The organism is Paenisporosarcina sp. TG20 (genome assembly GCF_000286315.1).
GTDB lineage: Bacteria > Bacillota > Bacilli > Bacillales_A > Planococcaceae > Paenisporosarcina.
Genome location: NZ_ALJG01000282.1, coordinates 1 through 16,779, shown reverse-complemented (window position 1 = coordinate 16,779; position 16,779 = coordinate 1). Strand labels below are relative to the sequence as shown.

General features: G+C 37.4%; 15 protein-coding genes. All 15 read right to left on the bottom strand.

All coding sequences use genetic code 11. The features are described 5' to 3' along the window. Positions 1-422, bottom strand: a 422-nt coding sequence (locus B371_RS21575) for a translation initiation factor IF-2 N-terminal domain-containing protein (RefSeq protein WP_040681215.1), incomplete at its 3' end; no start/stop codon positions are given. A gap of 4 nt (positions 423-426) precedes the next feature. Next, entirely contained in the window at positions 427-747 is a 321-nt protein-coding gene (locus tag B371_RS0109060) for a YlxQ family RNA-binding protein (protein ID WP_019413993.1), read from the bottom strand. Then, the gene (gene rnpM / locus B371_RS0109055; protein WP_019413992.1) at positions 744-1,022 is read right to left on the bottom strand and encodes an RNase P modulator RnpM; all 279 of its coding nucleotides are present in this window, start codon (positions 1,020-1,022) and stop codon (positions 744-746) included. The genes B371_RS0109060 and rnpM overlap by 4 nt, the downstream gene beginning before the upstream one ends. 19 nt (positions 1,023-1,041) lie before the next feature. Continuing rightward, entirely contained in the window at positions 1,042-2,187 is a 1,146-nt protein-coding gene (nusA, locus tag B371_RS0109050) for a transcription termination factor NusA (protein WP_019413991.1), read from the bottom strand. Between the two features lie 24 nt (positions 2,188-2,211). Then, entirely contained in the window at positions 2,212-2,688 is a 477-nt protein-coding gene (gene rimP / locus B371_RS0109045) for a ribosome maturation factor RimP (RefSeq protein WP_019413990.1), read from the bottom strand. Between the two features lie 136 nt (positions 2,689-2,824). Then, the gene (locus B371_RS0109040) at positions 2,825-7,153 is read right to left on the bottom strand and encodes a PolC-type DNA polymerase III (RefSeq protein WP_019413989.1); all 4,329 of its coding nucleotides are present in this window, start codon (positions 7,151-7,153) and stop codon (positions 2,825-2,827) included. Positions 7,154-7,499: 346 nt separating this feature from the next. Further along, entirely contained in the window at positions 7,500-9,212 is a 1,713-nt protein-coding gene (locus B371_RS0109035; RefSeq protein ID WP_019413988.1) for a proline--tRNA ligase, read from the bottom strand. A gap of 36 nt (positions 9,213-9,248) precedes the next feature. Beyond that, a complete protein-coding gene (gene rseP, locus B371_RS0109030; RefSeq protein ID WP_019413987.1) occupies positions 9,249-10,508 on the bottom strand; it encodes an RIP metalloprotease RseP in 1,260 nt (419 codons plus the stop codon). 43 nt (positions 10,509-10,551) lie between these two features. Further along, the gene (dxr, locus tag B371_RS0109025; RefSeq protein ID WP_019413986.1) at positions 10,552-11,700 is read right to left on the bottom strand and encodes a 1-deoxy-D-xylulose-5-phosphate reductoisomerase; all 1,149 of its coding nucleotides are present in this window, start codon (positions 11,698-11,700) and stop codon (positions 10,552-10,554) included. A gap of 15 nt (positions 11,701-11,715) precedes the next feature. Further along, positions 11,716-12,510, bottom strand: a complete 795-nt coding sequence (locus B371_RS0109020) for a phosphatidate cytidylyltransferase (RefSeq protein ID WP_019413985.1) — start codon at positions 12,508-12,510, stop codon at positions 11,716-11,718. After that, positions 12,507-13,301 (bottom strand): isoprenyl transferase, encoded by a 795-nt coding sequence (locus tag B371_RS0109015; RefSeq protein WP_019413984.1) that lies wholly within the window; start codon positions 13,299-13,301, stop codon positions 12,507-12,509. Before B371_RS0109015 ends, B371_RS0109020 begins: the two co-directional genes overlap by 4 nt. A 153-nt stretch (positions 13,302-13,454) precedes the next feature. Then, on the bottom strand, positions 13,455-14,012 hold the full coding sequence (gene frr, locus B371_RS0109010) for a ribosome recycling factor (protein ID WP_019413983.1): 558 nt from the start codon (positions 14,010-14,012) through the stop codon (positions 13,455-13,457). Next, entirely contained in the window at positions 14,012-14,737 is a 726-nt protein-coding gene (gene pyrH, locus B371_RS0109005) for a UMP kinase (RefSeq protein ID WP_019413982.1), read from the bottom strand. Before pyrH ends, frr begins: the two co-directional genes overlap by 1 nt. 76 nt (positions 14,738-14,813) lie before the next feature. Then, the gene (gene tsf, locus B371_RS0109000) at positions 14,814-15,701 is read right to left on the bottom strand and encodes a translation elongation factor Ts (RefSeq protein WP_019413981.1); all 888 of its coding nucleotides are present in this window, start codon (positions 15,699-15,701) and stop codon (positions 14,814-14,816) included. A 124-nt stretch (positions 15,702-15,825) separates the two neighbouring features. Further along, positions 15,826-16,539 (bottom strand): 30S ribosomal protein S2, encoded by a 714-nt coding sequence (rpsB, locus tag B371_RS0108995; protein ID WP_019413980.1) that lies wholly within the window; start codon positions 16,537-16,539, stop codon positions 15,826-15,828. Between the last annotated feature and the right edge of the window lie 240 nt (positions 16,540-16,779).

Sequence of the window (16,779 nt, the reverse complement as noted above, 5' to 3'; positions counted from 1 at the left end):
TTACCTTGATATCCACTACCTTGAGGACGATCTCCTTGCGGGCGGTTACCTTGAGAACCACTACCTTGAGGACGATCTCCTTGTGGGCGGTTACCTTGATACCCACTACCTTGAGGACGATCTCCTTGTGGGCGGTTACCTTGATAGCCACTACCTTGAGGACGGTTGCCTTGCGAACTACTACCTTGGGGACGATTGCCTTGAGAACCACTAGCTTGTGAAGTACTTCCACTTTGTGATGATGGTTTTGAAGCAGAAGTTGAAGGTTTTTTATAAACAGAATCTAATTTAGAAAGAGCGTCTCCTTCTAATGTAGACATATGATTCGAAACTTTTACATCTAACTTATTTAATTGATCAATAACTTCTTTACTTGTTTTATTAATTTGTTTTGCATATTCATGAACCCGTAATTTGGTCATTTGGTCACCCCCGGTTAAATTCGTTGAGAAGTTCGGTAATTTTTTTCGCGAAACCTTCGTCAGTAATTGCTAGTACCACTCGAGCCGCTTTTCCTGTAGCATGTCCGAGATCTGATCGATCACCGAAAACATGTAACTCAACGTTGTAAGACTTACATTTATCTTGAATTTTTTTCATTGTATTATCTGAGGCGTCTGTGGAAATAATAACTAATTTTGCTTTATTATTACGAATTTCCTTAACCACTAGCTCTTCACCAGAAGTTAACATTCTTGCACGGACGGCTAGACCAAGAAGTTGTAATATTTGCTGTTGAGTTTTCATTTTAATTGCTCTCTTTCGATCACATTTAACAACTCATCAAAAATGCTTTCTGGTATTTTTACTTCTAGTTGGTTATCTAGAACTTTGCGTTTTTTTGCAATTTCAACTGCCTGTTTGGTTTTAGAAACATAAGCTCCGCGGCCTGATTTTTTACCAGTCAAGTCCACAGAAACTTCACCTTCTTTTGATCTAACAATACGAATCATTTCTTTTTTAGGAAACATTTCGCCTGTAGCAACACATTTTCTTAAAGGTAATTTCTTTTGACTAGACATCAAAATTCACCCTCTTCGTCTATTCTTCGTCATCTTTGTATAAATCAAAATTATCTTCGCTATCTGTTTCGTATTCTTCATCTTCAGAATCGTAGTTTAAAGAATCTTGAACAGTAGGGTAAATACCAAGTTCACGAGCATCGGTCTCACTCTTAATGTCAATCTTCCATCCAGTTAGTTTCGCAGCTAAACGTGCATTTTGACCGCGCTTACCTATCGCTAACGATAATTGATAATCAGGAACAACTACTGTTGTTGATTTATTTTCTTCATGGACTTGCACATCTAAAACTTTAGATGGGCTAAGAGCATTGGCGACAAATATCGCTGGATCTTCAGACCACTCAACAATATCAATTTTTTCTCCATTTAACTCATTAACGATAGTTTGTACACGTGACCCTTTTGCACCGACACATGAACCTACTGGATCTACATCTTCATTATGAGCGACAACTGAAATCTTTGATCGATCACCAGCTTCACGCGCAATAGATTTAATTTCAACAATTCCATCATAAATTTCAGGAACTTCCATTTCAAACAAACGGCGAAGTAGTCCAGGGTGTGTGCGTGAAACAAATACTTGTGGTCCTCTTGTTGTACGTTCAACTTTAGTGATATAGACTTTGATTCGTTCATGTGGACGATATGTTTCCGTTTGAATTTGTTCATTCACCGGTAACGCAGCTTCTACTTTTCCAAGACCAACATAAATATTACGTGAATCTAGACGTTCGACTATACCGTTTACAATATCTTCTTCACGGTCAACATATTCGTCATAAATCATACCACGTTCTGCTTCACGAACACGCTGTGTAACAACTTGTTTAGCAGTTTGTGCTGCAATACGCCCAAAATTTCTAGGCGTAACTTCTTGCTCCACAATATCGCCAAGTTCAAATGCTGGATTTATTTGTCTCGCATCTTCTAATGATATATGAAGACGTTCGTCTAAAACTTCTTCCATAACATCTTTGCGCGAATATACGAACATCGTTCCTTTATCTATGTTTAAATCAACACGTACATTTTGAGCTTGGTTAAAATTTCGTTTATACGCTGTTACAAGCGCCGCTTCAATCGCTTCAATTAAAACATCTCGTGAAATTCCTTTTTGTTTTTCAAGAGTTAATAAAGCATCTAGCAAATCATTTGCCATTTTATCTTCACTCCTACATTCACATTATGCAGAGAAATTGATCGCTAAACGCGCTAAAGCAACTTTCTCTTTTGCAAGTTGAACTTTAATTTTTCTTGTTTTTATTCGTACTTCCATTTCTAAGCCTTGGTCACTATAAGCAGTTAAGATTCCTTCGAATTCTTTCAACCCATTCACCGGCTCATATGTTTTCACATAAATGAATTTACCAACTGCACGTTCGTAATCACTCTCTTTTTTCAAAGGGCGTTCAGCACCTGGAGAAGAAACTTCTAGAAAGTAGTTCTGCTCAATTGGATCTTTACCATCTAACACTTCACTCAAACGTTCACTTACAAGTGCACAATGTTCAATGTCGATTCCACCTTCATGTGTATCCACATAAATACGTAAAAACCAACTGCGACCTTCTTTTACAAATTCTAAATCAACTAACTCTAAATTTAATTCTTCAACAATAGGCGTTACAAGTTTTTCTATTTCGGTTAATATATTGCTCATCGCCATGCCTCCTGCAGCAATTTATTTTCGACATAACAAACAGAAAAGAGCGGGAAATCCCACTCTTTTACCGTAATTCTATCAACAACTTGTTATACAAACCATACCATACGAATGCATCCAGTGCAAATAATGCCTAGAATAATGATAATTGATTTGCCTCTGGCATGCCTTCTAAACAACCCAGCTGATTCATGTACTCAATTAATGTCTTAGAAACACGTCCACGCTGTCCTAGATCTTCTTTAGACAAGAACTCTCGATTTACTCGTGCTTCAACAATTGCTTTCGCAACATTAGTTCCTAAGCCTGGAATCGCATTGAAGGGTGGGATTAATCCTTTGCCATCAATAATAAATTCAGCTGATTGAGATGTATATAAGTCCACTTTTTTAAAGTGATAACCACGTTCACACATTTCTAATGCAATTTCAAGTACAGTCAGTAAGCTTTTTTCTTTTGGTAAAGCATCCAAACCTTTAGCATTGATTTCATCTATTTTTGCACGCATTGATGCAGAACCTTTTGTCATAGAGTGTAAGTCAAAATCTGCTGCCCTAACCGTGAAATACGCAGCGTAATATAAAATAGGGAAATGGACTTTAAAATAGGCTATGCGGACTGCCATTAATACATATGCTGCAGCATGAGCTTTGGGGAACATGTATTTTATCTTTTTGCAAGCATCGATATACCAAACAGGTACTCCATTTGATCTCATATCCGCTTCAAACTCAGGAGTTAACCCTTTTCCTTTACGCACAGATTCCATAATTTTAAAAGCAATTGACGGTTCAAGCCCTTGATAAATTAAATACACCATAATATCATCTCGACATCCAATAACATCCGACAAAACACATGTACCATTTTGAATTAGCTCTTGTGCATTACCTATCCATACATCGGTACCGTGAGATAGACCAGAAATTTGAACAAGTTCAGAAAATGTTGATGGTTTCGTTTCTTCTAACATTTGTCGAACGAATCTTGTACCGAATTCGGGAATACCTAAAGTTCCTGTCTTACAACCTATCTGCTCTTGTGTCACACCAAGGGACTCGGTTCCACTAAAAATTTTCATAACCTCCAGGTCATCCGTCGGAATGGTTTTTGGATCAATCCCTGATAAGTCTTGTAACATTCTGATTACCGTAGGATCATCGTGACCCAGTATATCCAATTTCAATAGATTATCATGGATGGAATGGAAGTCAAAATGTGTCGTTTTCCATTCAGAGTCTTGAGCGTCGGCTGGAAATTGAATAGGAGAGAAGTCGAATATGTCCATATAATCTGGTACTACAATTATCCCTCCAGGATGTTGCCCAGTCGAACGTTTAACCCCGGAGCATCCTTGCACTAGTCTATCAATTTCAGCACCGCGAATCGTTAGATTATGGTCGTTTGCATAACCTCGAACGTATCCATAAGCTGTTTTTTCAGCAACGGTTCCAATCGTACCTGCTCGGTAGACATTATCTTCACCAAATAACACTTTCGTGTAATTATGTGCTTGCGATTGATACTCACCACTGAAGTTCAAATCAATATCTGGTACTTTATCTCCTTTAAAACCAAGGAATGTTTCGAACGGAATATCTTGTCCATCTTTTTTATATGGTGAATCACAATTCGGACAAACTTTGTTTGGTAAGTCGAATCCAGAACTTACTGACCCATCGTCAAAGAACTCAGCATGTTGACAAGATGGACAAATATAATGTGGAGGTAAAGGGTTTACTTCTGTAATTTCCATTAGTGTTGCAACAAGTGAAGAACCAACAGAACCACGAGAACCGACTAAATAACCGTCATTTAGAGATTTCTTAACTAATTTGTGGGAAATCAAGTAAATTACTGCAAATCCATGTCCAATAATAGATTTTAGCTCTTTTTCAATTCGAGCTTCCACTATTTCAGGCAGTTTATCACCATAGATTTGTCTGGCCATATTATAGCTCATCACTCGAACTTCTTCGTCTGAACCCTCAATCTTTGGTGTATATAAATCATCTTTGATAGGTTTGATTTCTTCAATTCTCTCAGCTATTTTATGACTATTTTCCACCACGATTTGTTTCGCTACGTCTTCACCTAAAAAGGCAAAAGCATCTAACATTTCATTGGTAGTACGGAAATGTACTTTTGGTAACTTGTGTCGATTTAAAGGGTTAGCTCCCCCTTGGCCCCCAATTAAAATTTGTCTGAAAATCGCATCATTTTCATTTACATAATGAACATTTCCGGTTGCCACAACAGGAAGATCTACTTTCTTACCTAACTTAACCATTTTGCGGATAATATCTTCTAGATTCCATTCATCTTGCACGAGTTCTAGTTCAATTAAATGTGCATACACATCTTTTGGATGCACCTCTAAATAATCATAGAACTTTGCAATTTCTTCAACTTCTTCAGGAGATTTTTGCATTAAACCTTGAAACACTTCCCCTTTATCGCATCCCGACCCAATCAACAATCCCTGACGGTGCTTCACTAACTTGGAACGTGGGATACGTGGAACACGGAAAAATGTATCCATATGAGAAGAAGAGACGAGTTTGAACAAGTTTTTTAACCCTATTAAGTCTTTTGCAAGGAGTGTACAGTGTGTTGGGCGAGCTCTTTTATATGCATCTCCATTGCCGGTTTGATGATTGAATTCATCGTGATAGTGGATACCTTTTTGTTCTGCTTCTTTTAACAAATTTATAAGCAAAAATCCTGTAGCTTCAGCATCATAAATTGCGCGATGATGTTGTGTAAGGTCAATGTTGAATTTTTTTGCCATTGTGTTTAAGCGATGATTTTTCATTTCTGGATGTAAGAAACGAGACAATTCCAACGTATCAATTACTGGATGAATTGTTTTTTCAAGTCCACACTTTTTATAGCCTACATACAAGAATCCCATATCAAATGATGCATTGTGGGCTACTAAAATACTATCTCCAATCCAGTCATGAAATTGTTTAATCACACTTTCTATATCTGGTGCATTTTGTACCATATCATCCGTAATCCCAGTTAAATCGGTTGTTGTGGCAGATAGGGCATGATGAGGATTAGCAAAGCTCTCATATTTATCAATTACTTGTCCATTTTTTATCTTCACAGCAGCAAGTTCGATTATCGAGTTATACACTGCGGATAGCCCTGTCGTTTCAACATCAAACACTACATAAGTTGCATCATCTAACGCACGATGTTCTTCTTCATATGCAATAGGTACACCATCATTTACCATATTTATTTCTAAGCCATAGATGATTTTAATTCCATATTTTTTTCCAGCTGCATAGGCATCTGGAAAAGATTGAACAACTGCATGGTCCGTTATAGCAACTGCCGGGTGACCCCATTTTGCTGCTTGGCTGACTAGAGCATCCACAGAAGAAACTGCATCCATTTGACTCATAGGTGTATGTAAATGAAGCTCGATACGCTTTTCACTATCCTGTGATGTATCTTTCCTTGCATCTACTTTAATTTCCATTATATCTTGAGCCATAATAATTAAGTCCCGAACGTATGTATCGTTTTGAACTGATCCTCGAATTTTTAACCATGTTCCTTTTTTTAGCAAGCCCATAAGGTCTGCATCCTCTTGATCACGAGAAAACATTTTAACAAGTATCGAGTCAGTATAATCTGTGACTTTTATTGTTAATAAAGATCTACCACTACGCAGCTCTCTTACTTCTACATCAAATACATACCCTTCGATCGTAATACGTCGTTCTTCATCTTGAATTTGTTTAATTTCCATAATTGGTTCATTTGCTTTTATTGGAATCCCCAGACGGAACGGTCCATTCAATGTTCCAGAAGGATTTGATTGTCTGTTGCTTTCACGTTTTTGCATATCTGCTAATGCTTTTTTGCCTAGTTCTTCTTCTTCTAGTGTTCGTTGCTTCATAAATGCTTGTTGTGCTTCTGCAATATCTGACTCTACCTCAATTATTTTGAAATCGATTGATAGAACAGGAAAGCCATATGAAGTATAAATCTCTGAAATTCTAGTTGAATATTTATTTTTCAATGTGCGCAATTCAATATCATTTCCACAAGTAAAGTAGATAGTTTGTCCATTAAAGGATGGAACTTGATTATTTAATAGATTTTTTAATGGTGGAGACATATCATCAATTTCTTGTAAAATAAATGACCAGTATGCAGCAATCGTTTCATCATGCACTTGTGGATTGGCGCATGTAATCGATAACTTAATATCAGCTATTCCTGCAAACTTTTCACGTAAACGCATGTTAAACAACGAAAACATATTAAATGGTAGAAGTTTTTCTACTTGTATTGTAAAACGCCATACACGTTCTTTCTTATGTACCGTCATGCGACTTAGAGAAGCGGATTCAAAGTGAGGTATATATTCATCAGAGGTTAGTTCTAACTGTTGTAGTAATAGCTGTAACCTTTTTTTAGCATCCTGTTCGTTGTCCATGTGCTATGTCTCCTTTCAGTGAATTAGTAAGAAAAACCGGGCAAGTGCGCCCGGCCCTTTTAAGAAGGGTAACCTTAGAAACCCGTTTATTTCGGCTACGGTGGACGCTTTTCGCGGGCATGGCTTCAGTCTCCTCGTCACTGCGTTCCTGTGGGGCCCCGCAGTGGAGCGCTAGCGACCGAGGAGGCTTACCGTCCGCCCCGTGGAAAGCGTCCGCCTGGAGCGCTAATCAGCGGTATCATAATAGAAAAAATGCCAGGAATACTGAATTCATAGCACACCAATTTTATATACTTTCTTATTTTTTAAAAGAAAAGAAGACCTGTTTTCAAGGTCTTCCTTTTAATTAATTTTTTAATGTTGAAAAGAAAGATTGAAGTTGGTCAAGTATCTCTTCTTTTTTCCATTCAAATGTTTCACCTGTTTTTCTTATTTTCACTTCAACTAACCCTTCGGATGCTTTTTTACCAACTACAATTCGGATTGGAAGTCCAATTAAATCAGAATCAGCAAATTTAACTCCTGCTCTTTCTGCACGGTCATCGTATAACACATCATATCGATTTGATTTGATTAACGTATATAAATCATCGGCTAGTGAAACTTGTGCTTCATCTTTCATATTAACAGGAACCAAATGTACATCATAAGGTGCAACGGTCATTGGCCAAATTAGACCTTTATCATCTTGGAACTGTTCTGCTACAGCAGCCATTACACGAGAAATACCAATTCCATAGCATCCCATGATATAAGGTTTCGAGCGACCGTTATCGTCTAAGAAAGTACCCTTCATTGGTTCTGAGTAAGTTGTCCCTAGTTTGAAGACATGTCCTACTTCAATCCCTTGGGTGAAAACAATTGTTCCTTTTCCGTCTGGTGATGGATCACCTTCCATTACAAAACGTAGGTCTTCATATTGATTTACTAAGTAATCACGTTCTGGATTAGCATTTACTAAATGGAAACCAGCAACATTTGCTCCACATATTCCGTTACGAATAGCTGCAACTGCGTGATCAGCAATAACTTTTACACCAACAGGGATCTGAACTGGACCTAGTGACCCAACTTCGCAATTTAGTAAGTTTTGAATCTCTTCTTCCGTTGCAAGTTCTACCGATTTTGCTTCTAATACATTTTTTACTTTAATTTCATTTATTTCATGATCGCCACGTGCTAACACCAGTACTAACTGGTCATCTACGTTATAAACTAATGTTTTAATGCATCGTTGTTCTTCTACATTTAAGAAACTAGCTATTTGATCAATCGTTCTCTGATTTGGAGTAGCTACTTTCTCTACATCTCTAAGTTCTTCTGTTGAGGTTTGATACGATACTTTCACTTCCGCCATTTCAATATTAGCAGCAAAGTCGGATCCATCAGAATAGGCAATTGTATCTTCTCCTATTTCAGATAGCACCATAAATTCATGAGTATCTTTACCTCCGATAGCACCTGAATCAGCAATTACTGCACGGAAGTCCAAGGCTAAACGAGTGAATATATTTGTATATGCCTGGACCATATGGTCATATGTTAGATCTAAACTTTCACGTGTAGCATGGAATGAATAAGCATCTTTCATTAGAAACTCTCTACCGCGTAGCAACCCAAATCGTGGTCGTTTCTCGTCACGGAATTTGGCTTGAATTTGATACAAAGTTAGTGGTAATTTTTTATACGATTTAATTTCATCACGCAGTAAAGATGTAATGACTTCCTCATGTGTTGCACCTAATGCAAACTCACGATTATGTCTATCCTTTAAACGCATTAACTCAGGACCATATGAATACCAGCGCCCTGTTTCTTGCCATAATTCAGCTTGTTGCATAGCTGGCATTAGCACTTCCACACCATTAATAGCATCCATTTCTTCACGTACAATGCTTTCTACTTTTTGAAGAACACGTTTACCTAGAGGTAGAAATGAATAGATTCCGCTAGTATTTTGACGAATAAAACCAGCCCGAAGGAGCAGCTGATGGGATTTAACATCTGCATCAGCTGGAGTTTCCCGGAGTGTAGGGATAAATGTAAGACTCTGTTTCATAAGTGAGTATGCTCCTCATACGAATACGTATTTTAGTTAAAAGAAAAATCGTTGAATATCATTCCAAGTGACTACGACCATTAGAACCATCAGTAACATAATTCCAACGAAATGTACCATACCTTCTTTTTGACGATCCACAGGTTTGCCACGTATAGCTTCAATCAAGAAGAATAGTAAACGTCCACCGTCTAACGCTGGTAATGGAAGTAAATTCATAATACCTAAGTTAATACTTAATATTGCTGCCCAATTCATTAAGTTAAAGATTCCGTACTGAGCTACTTCTTCGGTAGCTTTATAAATTCCCACTGGGCCAGACAAGGCATCTATTGTGAATTGACCAGTAACTAACATGCCAAGTAATTCAAAAATTTTCACAATCCATGTTACAGTTTGATCCGCACCATAGATTACAGCTTTTATTGGATTTTTTTCAACTGGACTTTCATATAAAACACCAATTTGGCCATAAGAATTCCCATCTTGTTCAACGGTTTTTGGAGTAATCGTTGAATTAATTACCTCGCCATCCCGAACATATTCAAAAGTTAATGCTTGACCGGCACTCTCTTGTACTTTCGCAGCGAGATCTTGCCACGTATCAATTGATTGTCCATCAATTTTCGTTACTAAATCCCCGCCTTGCATGCCAGCTTCAAGTGCTGGGCCATCATCTGCCACATCTGAAATAATTGGCTCATTAGTTGGAACGCCATGTACTAAACCAATTACTAAGAAAATAAAAAATGCTAAAATAAAATTGAATAATGGACCAGCAAAAATTGTCATCGTTCGATGTCCAATTGATTTTGAATTAAACTGACGATTATAAGGGGCGATTAACGTTTCTTTGCCGTTTTCAGAAATGACAGCTTTTCGAGAAACAGTATATCGAACAAGTCGGTCATCCTCATTGTAGCCTTCAATCCATAGCCCTTTTTCCAAATCAGCACGTTCAGTTTCTAAGAACAACATATCTTGTTGTTGCTTATTCTGATTTAAAACAATTTTGACAACCTCTTCTTTATTGTTTAATACTAGTCCTACTCGATAACCTGGTTGTAGTTCAACCGAGTCCATATCTTCTCCAGCCATTCTTACGTACCCACCAAGTGGTAGTAGACGAAGTGTATATAATGTTTCACCTTTTGTAATACCTACCAATTTCGGACCAAAACCTATAGCAAATTCACGCACCATAATTCCTGCACGTTTGGCAAAAATAAAGTGGCCAAGTTCATGAAAGAACACAAGTGAACCAAATATTAATATAAAAGCAATAGTTGTTTCCATAAATTCCCACCTTTTTCGCACATTTTCAAACATAAATCTTTCATCATTTTACCATGTTATGAACAGCATTTCTTGTTTTAGCATCAACATGTAGGATTGTTTCTAAATCCGGGTTATTTATGACCACATGATTATCCATCGCACGTTCAATGAATTCTTCAATTTGCAAGAAATTAATTTTCTCACCCAAAAACAATGCAACTGCTGCTTCATTCGCCGCATTTAAAACTGTAGTCATAGACCCGCCTGCTCGTCCTGCATCGTAAGCAAGTTTTAAAGCATGAAAACGCTCAAAACTCATTTCTTCAAAATGAAGTTTACCAATTTCCACAAGATTTAAACGCTTCGCTTGTTTTCTTGGCAGTCGATCGGGATAAGAAAGTGCATATTGAATAGGTACACGCATATCTGGTGTTCCGAGTTGTGCCATTACACTCGTGTCTTGGAACTCAACCATAGAATGAATGATACTTTCCCGATGTAATACTACTTCGATGTCATCATATGGCATATCAAATAGCACTTGTGCTTCGATTACTTCTAAACCTTTGTTCATCATTGTTGCCGAGTCGATTGTTATTTTTGCACCCATCGACCAGTTTGGATGATTTAATGCATCCTGAATTGTTACATTCTTTAACTCTTCACGTGTCTTATCGCGGAAACTTCCACCTGATGCAGTTAAAATTAAACGGCTGACTTGGCTTCTTTTTTCTCCATTCATTGATTGGAAAATTGCTGAATGTTCACTATCCACTGGTAAAATTATTGTTTGATATTTTTCAGCTGCAGCCATGACTAGATGTCCAGCAGTGACCAGTGTTTCTTTATTCGCTAGTGCAATTGTTTTTTGCTGTTTAATCGCCTGTAAAGTCGATTCTAACCCAATACTTCCTAAGACTGCATTTACAAGTAACGTAGCATCGCTATGTGTTGCAACATCAATCATCCCTTTGCTACCATATGCAAGTTCAATACGGGGAAATTCCTTTTTAAGCATTATTGCATCATTTTCTTCTTGAACCGAAACAAGTGAAGGGGAAAATTCACGAATTATTTCCCGTGTTTTTTCTAAATTTCGTCCTGCAGAAAAAGCCACTAGTTTAAACTCATGTGAATGCTCTCTTATAATGTCAATCGTTTGCATTCCGATTGAACCTGTTGCTCCTAATAAACTAATTTGCTTTGTCATAAATTTTGAATCCCCTTAACCAACAAAATGTAAGAAATGTAAAAGTGGTAACACAAATAACAAACTATCAAATCGGTCTAAGACTCCACCATGTCCAGGTAAGATATTTCCCGAGTCTTTTACGTTATAATATCGTTTTAGTGCTGACTCCACTAAATCACCGACTTGCCCAAAGATTGAAGCGAGAATCGCTACTACTATTACTATCATAAAAGATGAATTTAACGGTGAAATCCAGTGGAAAACAGACGCAAAAATAATAGCCACAGCAACTCCTCCTAAGAAACCTTCAATTGTTTTATTAGGAGAAATATCGGGCCACAATTTTCTTTTCCCAAATTTTTTGCCTATGAAATACGCACCAGAATCTGTTGTCCAAACAATTACTAATGCAAATATCACATATTCAATACCGACTATACGGGTCTCTATAAAATAGGAAAACCCAATTCCAACATAAAATACCCCTAATATTGAAAATGCGGCATCTTCAAATGTATAGCGATTTTTAACAACGACTGTATATGTCAGTAATAATAGAACTGCAATAAGTGTCAAATCTATCTTACTATAACCCGTAGCCTCTAAAAATGGTATTGCCCATTTGTTTGGCATTATAAATGCAAATAACGCAATTAAAGTGATGAGTCCATGGACTGAAAAAATTGAACTACCTTTCATTCGAAAGATCTCAAATAATCCAACTGCTGCAATAGCATAAACGAGTAGAATAAATGGTAGACCACCTAGCACGACTATTGGAATGAATAGTGCAGCAGCAATCGCACCTGTAATCATGCGTTGTTTCAATGTGTTTCGTCCCCCTTCAAACCCCCGTAACGCCGATTTCGTTTTTGATAACTCTCTATTGCATCTAATAAGCAATTTTCATCAAAATCTGGCCATAACGTATCCGTAAACCAAAACTCAGTATAAGCGAGTTGCCACAACATGAAATTACTCAGTCTTACCTCTCCACTCGTTCGAATAAGTAAGTCGGGTTCAGGTAAGTCACATGTCATTAAATGCTGTGAGATTAATTCTTCATTAACATCGCTGTATGTAAGAGTACCTTGTTGAACTTGGTGCACAATATTTTGGACCGCTTGCGCAATTTCAGCTCTACTACCATAGTTTAAAGCGAAATTTAATACGAGTCCCGTGTTTTCTTTTGTTGTTTCTATTGCTTTTTTAACAGCTTCTTGCGTGTGTAGAGGTAATGTATTATTTTCCCCCATCATAACCACCCGCACATTTTCCTCAATAAGCTCTGGAAGATACGTTCCTAAAAACTCCTCAGGCAATCGCATAATAAAATCCACCTCAAGTTTTGGACGTTTCCAGTTCTCGGTAGAAAAAGCATAGACAGTTAATGCCTGCACGCCTAGCTTATTAGCCAGTTTTGTGATTTTACGAACTGTTTTCATTCCTTCGTGATGTCCTGCCACACGAGGAAGTAAACGCTTTTTAGCCCATCTTCCATTTCCATCCATTATGATGGCTATGTGAGATGGTATAGGTTCTTTTGTTGAATGCGAAATTCGCTCCGCAATCGTTTGATTTTTTTTTTCGGGTTTTCTCCGAATGAGTTTATGTAACATGTTATGTCCTCCACTTTACGCACCTATCGGAATGTTGTCCTTCTTATCATATCAAAAATCCTTTAGATTTTCTTCATTCCTACAAAAAAAAGACATTCCTATTATTTATAGGAACGTCTTAGTAGATAAAAAGTTCAAAAAATGTTACTTAATTTATACTTCTAAGATCTCTTTTTCTTTGTCTTTAGCAACTTGATCAATTAAGACGATATGATCATCTGTTAATTTTTGGACATCCTCAGAGAATCCACGTAAACCATCTTCTGTGATTTCCTTCTTTTTCTCTAGCTTTTTCAATTCATCGTTTGCATCACGTCGAATATTGCGAATTCCAACTTTTGCTTCTTCTGCTTCTTTTTTAACTAGTTTTACCAACTCTTTACGACGTTCTTCTGTCAGAGCAGGTATAGCAATACGAATAAGTGTTCCATCATTCGTTGGTGATATTCCCAGGTCTGATTTTTGAATAGCCTTTTCAATATCACCTAGAGATGATTTGTCATAAGGTTGAATGGTTAACAATCTTGCTTCAGGTGTAGCGATTCCTGCTATTTGACTAATTGGCGTTGGCGAGCCGTAATAATCAACAAAAATTTTATCTAGCAACGATGAACTCGCACGACCGGCACGAATTGTCGAAAGTTCGCGGCTTAATGCTTGAATTGCTTTTGTCATTCTCTCTTTTGTTTCACTAGTCACTTGTTTTGACATTACGTATTCCTCCTAACAATGGTACCAATTTTTTCACCTAATACGACACGTTTAATATTTCCACTCTCCATAATTGAGAATACTATGAGCGGGATATCGTTGTCCATACATAAAGTCGAAGCAGTAGAATCCATTACCTGCAGCCCTTGTTGAATTACTTCTAGGAAAGATAATGTGTCATATTTTACAGCATTGCTATTTGTTTTTGGATCATCTGAGTAAACACCATCTACATTGTTTTTTCCCATTAGAATAACATCAGCTTCTATTTCAGCTGCACGAAGAGCTGCGGTTGTATCTGTAGAAAAGTAAGGATTCCCAGTTCCTGCCGCGAAAATAACGACTCGCTTCTTCTCCAAATGTCGAATTGCTTTTCTACGAATATATGGTTCAGCAACTTGTCTCATTTCAATTGATGATTGAACACGAGTTTCAATACCAATTTTGTCAAGTGCATCTTGTAGCGCTAAAGAGTTCATAACGGTAGCTAGCATACCCATATAATCTGCAGTTGCACGGTCCATGCCCATTTCACTGCCTACCTTACCACGCCAAATATTTCCGCCACCAACGACAACAGCTACTTCTACACCTAACTCAACAACTTCCTTTACTTGTTCAGCAATTGATTTAATTATATCTGGAACAAGACCAAAACCAGGTTCTCCAGCTAAAGCTTCTCCACTTAGTTTTAACACGACTCTATTATATTGTGGTGTGCTCATAGGTAGCCTCCATTACACTTATTTCGAAAAATAGGGAACACATAAACGTGCTCCCTAGAGTAACTATTTATTTGCTTTAATTTCCTTTGTTAACTTGACTCATAACTTCATCGGCAAAGTTATCTTGGCGTTTTTCAATTCCTTCGCCAACACTATAACGTACGAATTCAGTAATTTGTCCACCTGTTGATTTTACAAAATCTTTTACTTTTTGATCAGAATTTTTAACAAAAGATTGGTCAAGTAAACAAACATCTTCAAAGTATTTTCCAAGACGTCCTTCTACCATTTTAGCAACAATATTTTCAGGCTTGCCTTCGTTTAAAGCTTGCTCTGTTAATACTTTACGTTCGCGGTCAACTTCCTCTTCTGAAACTTCATCACGAGAAATATATTGAGGGTTTAAAGCAGCAACATGCATTGCTACATCTTTAGCTGCTTGCGCATCAGTAGAACCTTCAAGTGTTACTAGAACACCAATTCGTCCACCCATGTGAAGATAAGGACCAAATGCATCTTGGTCAGTTTTAGTTCTAACAACAAAACGACGTAGTGTAATTTTTTCACCAATTTTTGCAATTGCATTTGAAATGTGATCAGCAACATTTAACCCATTAGGCATTGTAGATTCAGTAGCTTCTTCAACTGTTGAAGGTTTTGTAGCTAATAAATGCTCAGCCAACTCTTTAACTAATGTTTGGAAGCCAACATTTTTTGCTACAAAATCGGTTTCAGCATTCACTTCAAGTAAAACAGCTTCATTACCTTCAGTTAGGATGTAAGTTGTTCCCTCTGCTGCAATACGATCTGCTTTCTTTGCTGCGCTAGAAAGTCCTTTTTCACGCAAAAAATCTACTGCAGCAGGTATATCACCATCTGTTTCGATTAATGCTTTTTTACAATCCATCATACCTGCACCTGTTTGACCTCTTAATTCTTTAACCATCTGTGCTGTTACTGCCATTATTTTTTCCTCCTATTCAAGTATTAACTTGTGTCTTTTATTATACTGATATCCGAAAATTTATACTTTGTCAAAAAAAGGTGATAAGGGGTTTAGCCGCTTATCACCTTTATCATACGTGAAATTACTCAGCAGCTTCAGCTGGAGAATCTTCTTCACCTTGTCTAGACTCAAGTAAAGCATCAGCCATTTTACCTGTTAGTAATTTAACGGCGCGAATAGCATCGTCGTTTGCAGGAATGATATAGTCGATTTCATCTGGGTCACAGTTTGTATCAACAATTCCTACTAGAGGGATGTTCAATTTAATAGCTTCAGCAACAGCAATACGCTCTTTACGAGGGTCTACAACGAACATTACGTCCGGCACACCTTTCATATCACGAATACCGCCTAGGAATTTAACAAGACGTTCATGCTGTTTTTTTAGTTGAACTACTTCTTTTTTAGGAAGAACATCAAATGTACCGTCTTCTTCCATTTTTTCGATAGCTTTTAAACGATTAACACGTTTTTGTATCGTACCGAAGTTCGTTAATGTACCACCTAACCAACGTTGGTTAACATAATACATACCTGAACGTATCGCTTCTTCTTTAATTGCTTCTTGAGCTTGTTTTTTCGTACCTACAAAAAGAACTTTACCACCATCAGCACCAACTTGACGCATGAAGGCATAAGCTTCTTCTAGCTTTTTAACCGTTTTTTGAAGATCAATGATGTAGATTCCGTTACGTTCAACAAAAATATATTTTTTCATTTTTGGATTCCAACGGCGTGTTTGGTGACCGAAGTGGACACCTGCTTCGAGCAATTGTTTCATAGAAATGACTGACATGTTTTGTTTCCTCCTGATATGGTTTTTTTCCCTCCGCATTCTTCAACTAGTGCTCAAGACCTCAATTCAATTAAGGACCACTTGTCACTATCCAAATGCGTGTGTAATGACACCATTTGATAATATAACACATTAAAAGTGACTTCGCAAGTCATTAATAAGAAAAACCGAGCAAAGTATGCCCGGTTCTTTAAAAAAGTACACACAGTATCAACTATAGTTTCCGGTATGATTTCCGTT

Excerpts from the sequence above, each read along its gene's own strand:
- frr (WP_019413983.1), bottom strand. The coding sequence starts at position 14,012 with ATGTCAAAACAAGTGACTAGTGAAACAAAAGAGAGAATGACAAAAGCA.
- nusA (WP_019413991.1), bottom strand. The coding sequence starts at position 2,187 with ATGGCAAATGATTTGCTAGATGCTTTATTAACTCTTGAAAAACAAAAA.
- B371_RS0109060 (WP_019413993.1), bottom strand. The coding sequence starts at position 747 with ATGAAAACTCAACAGCAAATATTACAACTTCTTGGTCTAGCCGTCCGT.
- B371_RS0109035 (WP_019413988.1), bottom strand. The coding sequence starts at position 9,212 with ATGAAACAGAGTCTTACATTTATCCCTACACTCCGGGAAACTCCAGCT.
- dxr (WP_019413986.1), bottom strand. The coding sequence starts at position 11,700 with ATGACAAAGCAAATTAGTTTATTAGGAGCAACAGGTTCAATCGGAATG.
- rpsB (WP_019413980.1), bottom strand. The coding sequence starts at position 16,539 with ATGTCAGTCATTTCTATGAAACAATTGCTCGAAGCAGGTGTCCACTTC.
- B371_RS0109040 (WP_019413989.1), bottom strand. The coding sequence starts at position 7,153 with ATGGACAACGAACAGGATGCTAAAAAAAGGTTACAGCTATTACTACAA.
- B371_RS0109015 (WP_019413984.1), bottom strand. The coding sequence starts at position 13,301 with ATGTTACATAAACTCATTCGGAGAAAACCCGAAAAAAAAAATCAAACG.
- rseP (WP_019413987.1), bottom strand. The coding sequence starts at position 10,508 with ATGGAAACAACTATTGCTTTTATATTAATATTTGGTTCACTTGTGTTC.
- pyrH (WP_019413982.1), bottom strand. The coding sequence starts at position 14,737 with ATGAGCACACCACAATATAATAGAGTCGTGTTAAAACTAAGTGGAGAA.
- rimP (WP_019413990.1), bottom strand. The coding sequence starts at position 2,688 with ATGAGCAATATATTAACCGAAATAGAAAAACTTGTAACGCCTATTGTT.
- rnpM (WP_019413992.1), bottom strand. The coding sequence starts at position 1,022 with ATGTCTAGTCAAAAGAAATTACCTTTAAGAAAATGTGTTGCTACAGGC.
- tsf (WP_019413981.1), bottom strand. The coding sequence starts at position 15,701 with ATGGCAGTAACAGCACAGATGGTTAAAGAATTAAGAGGTCAAACAGGT.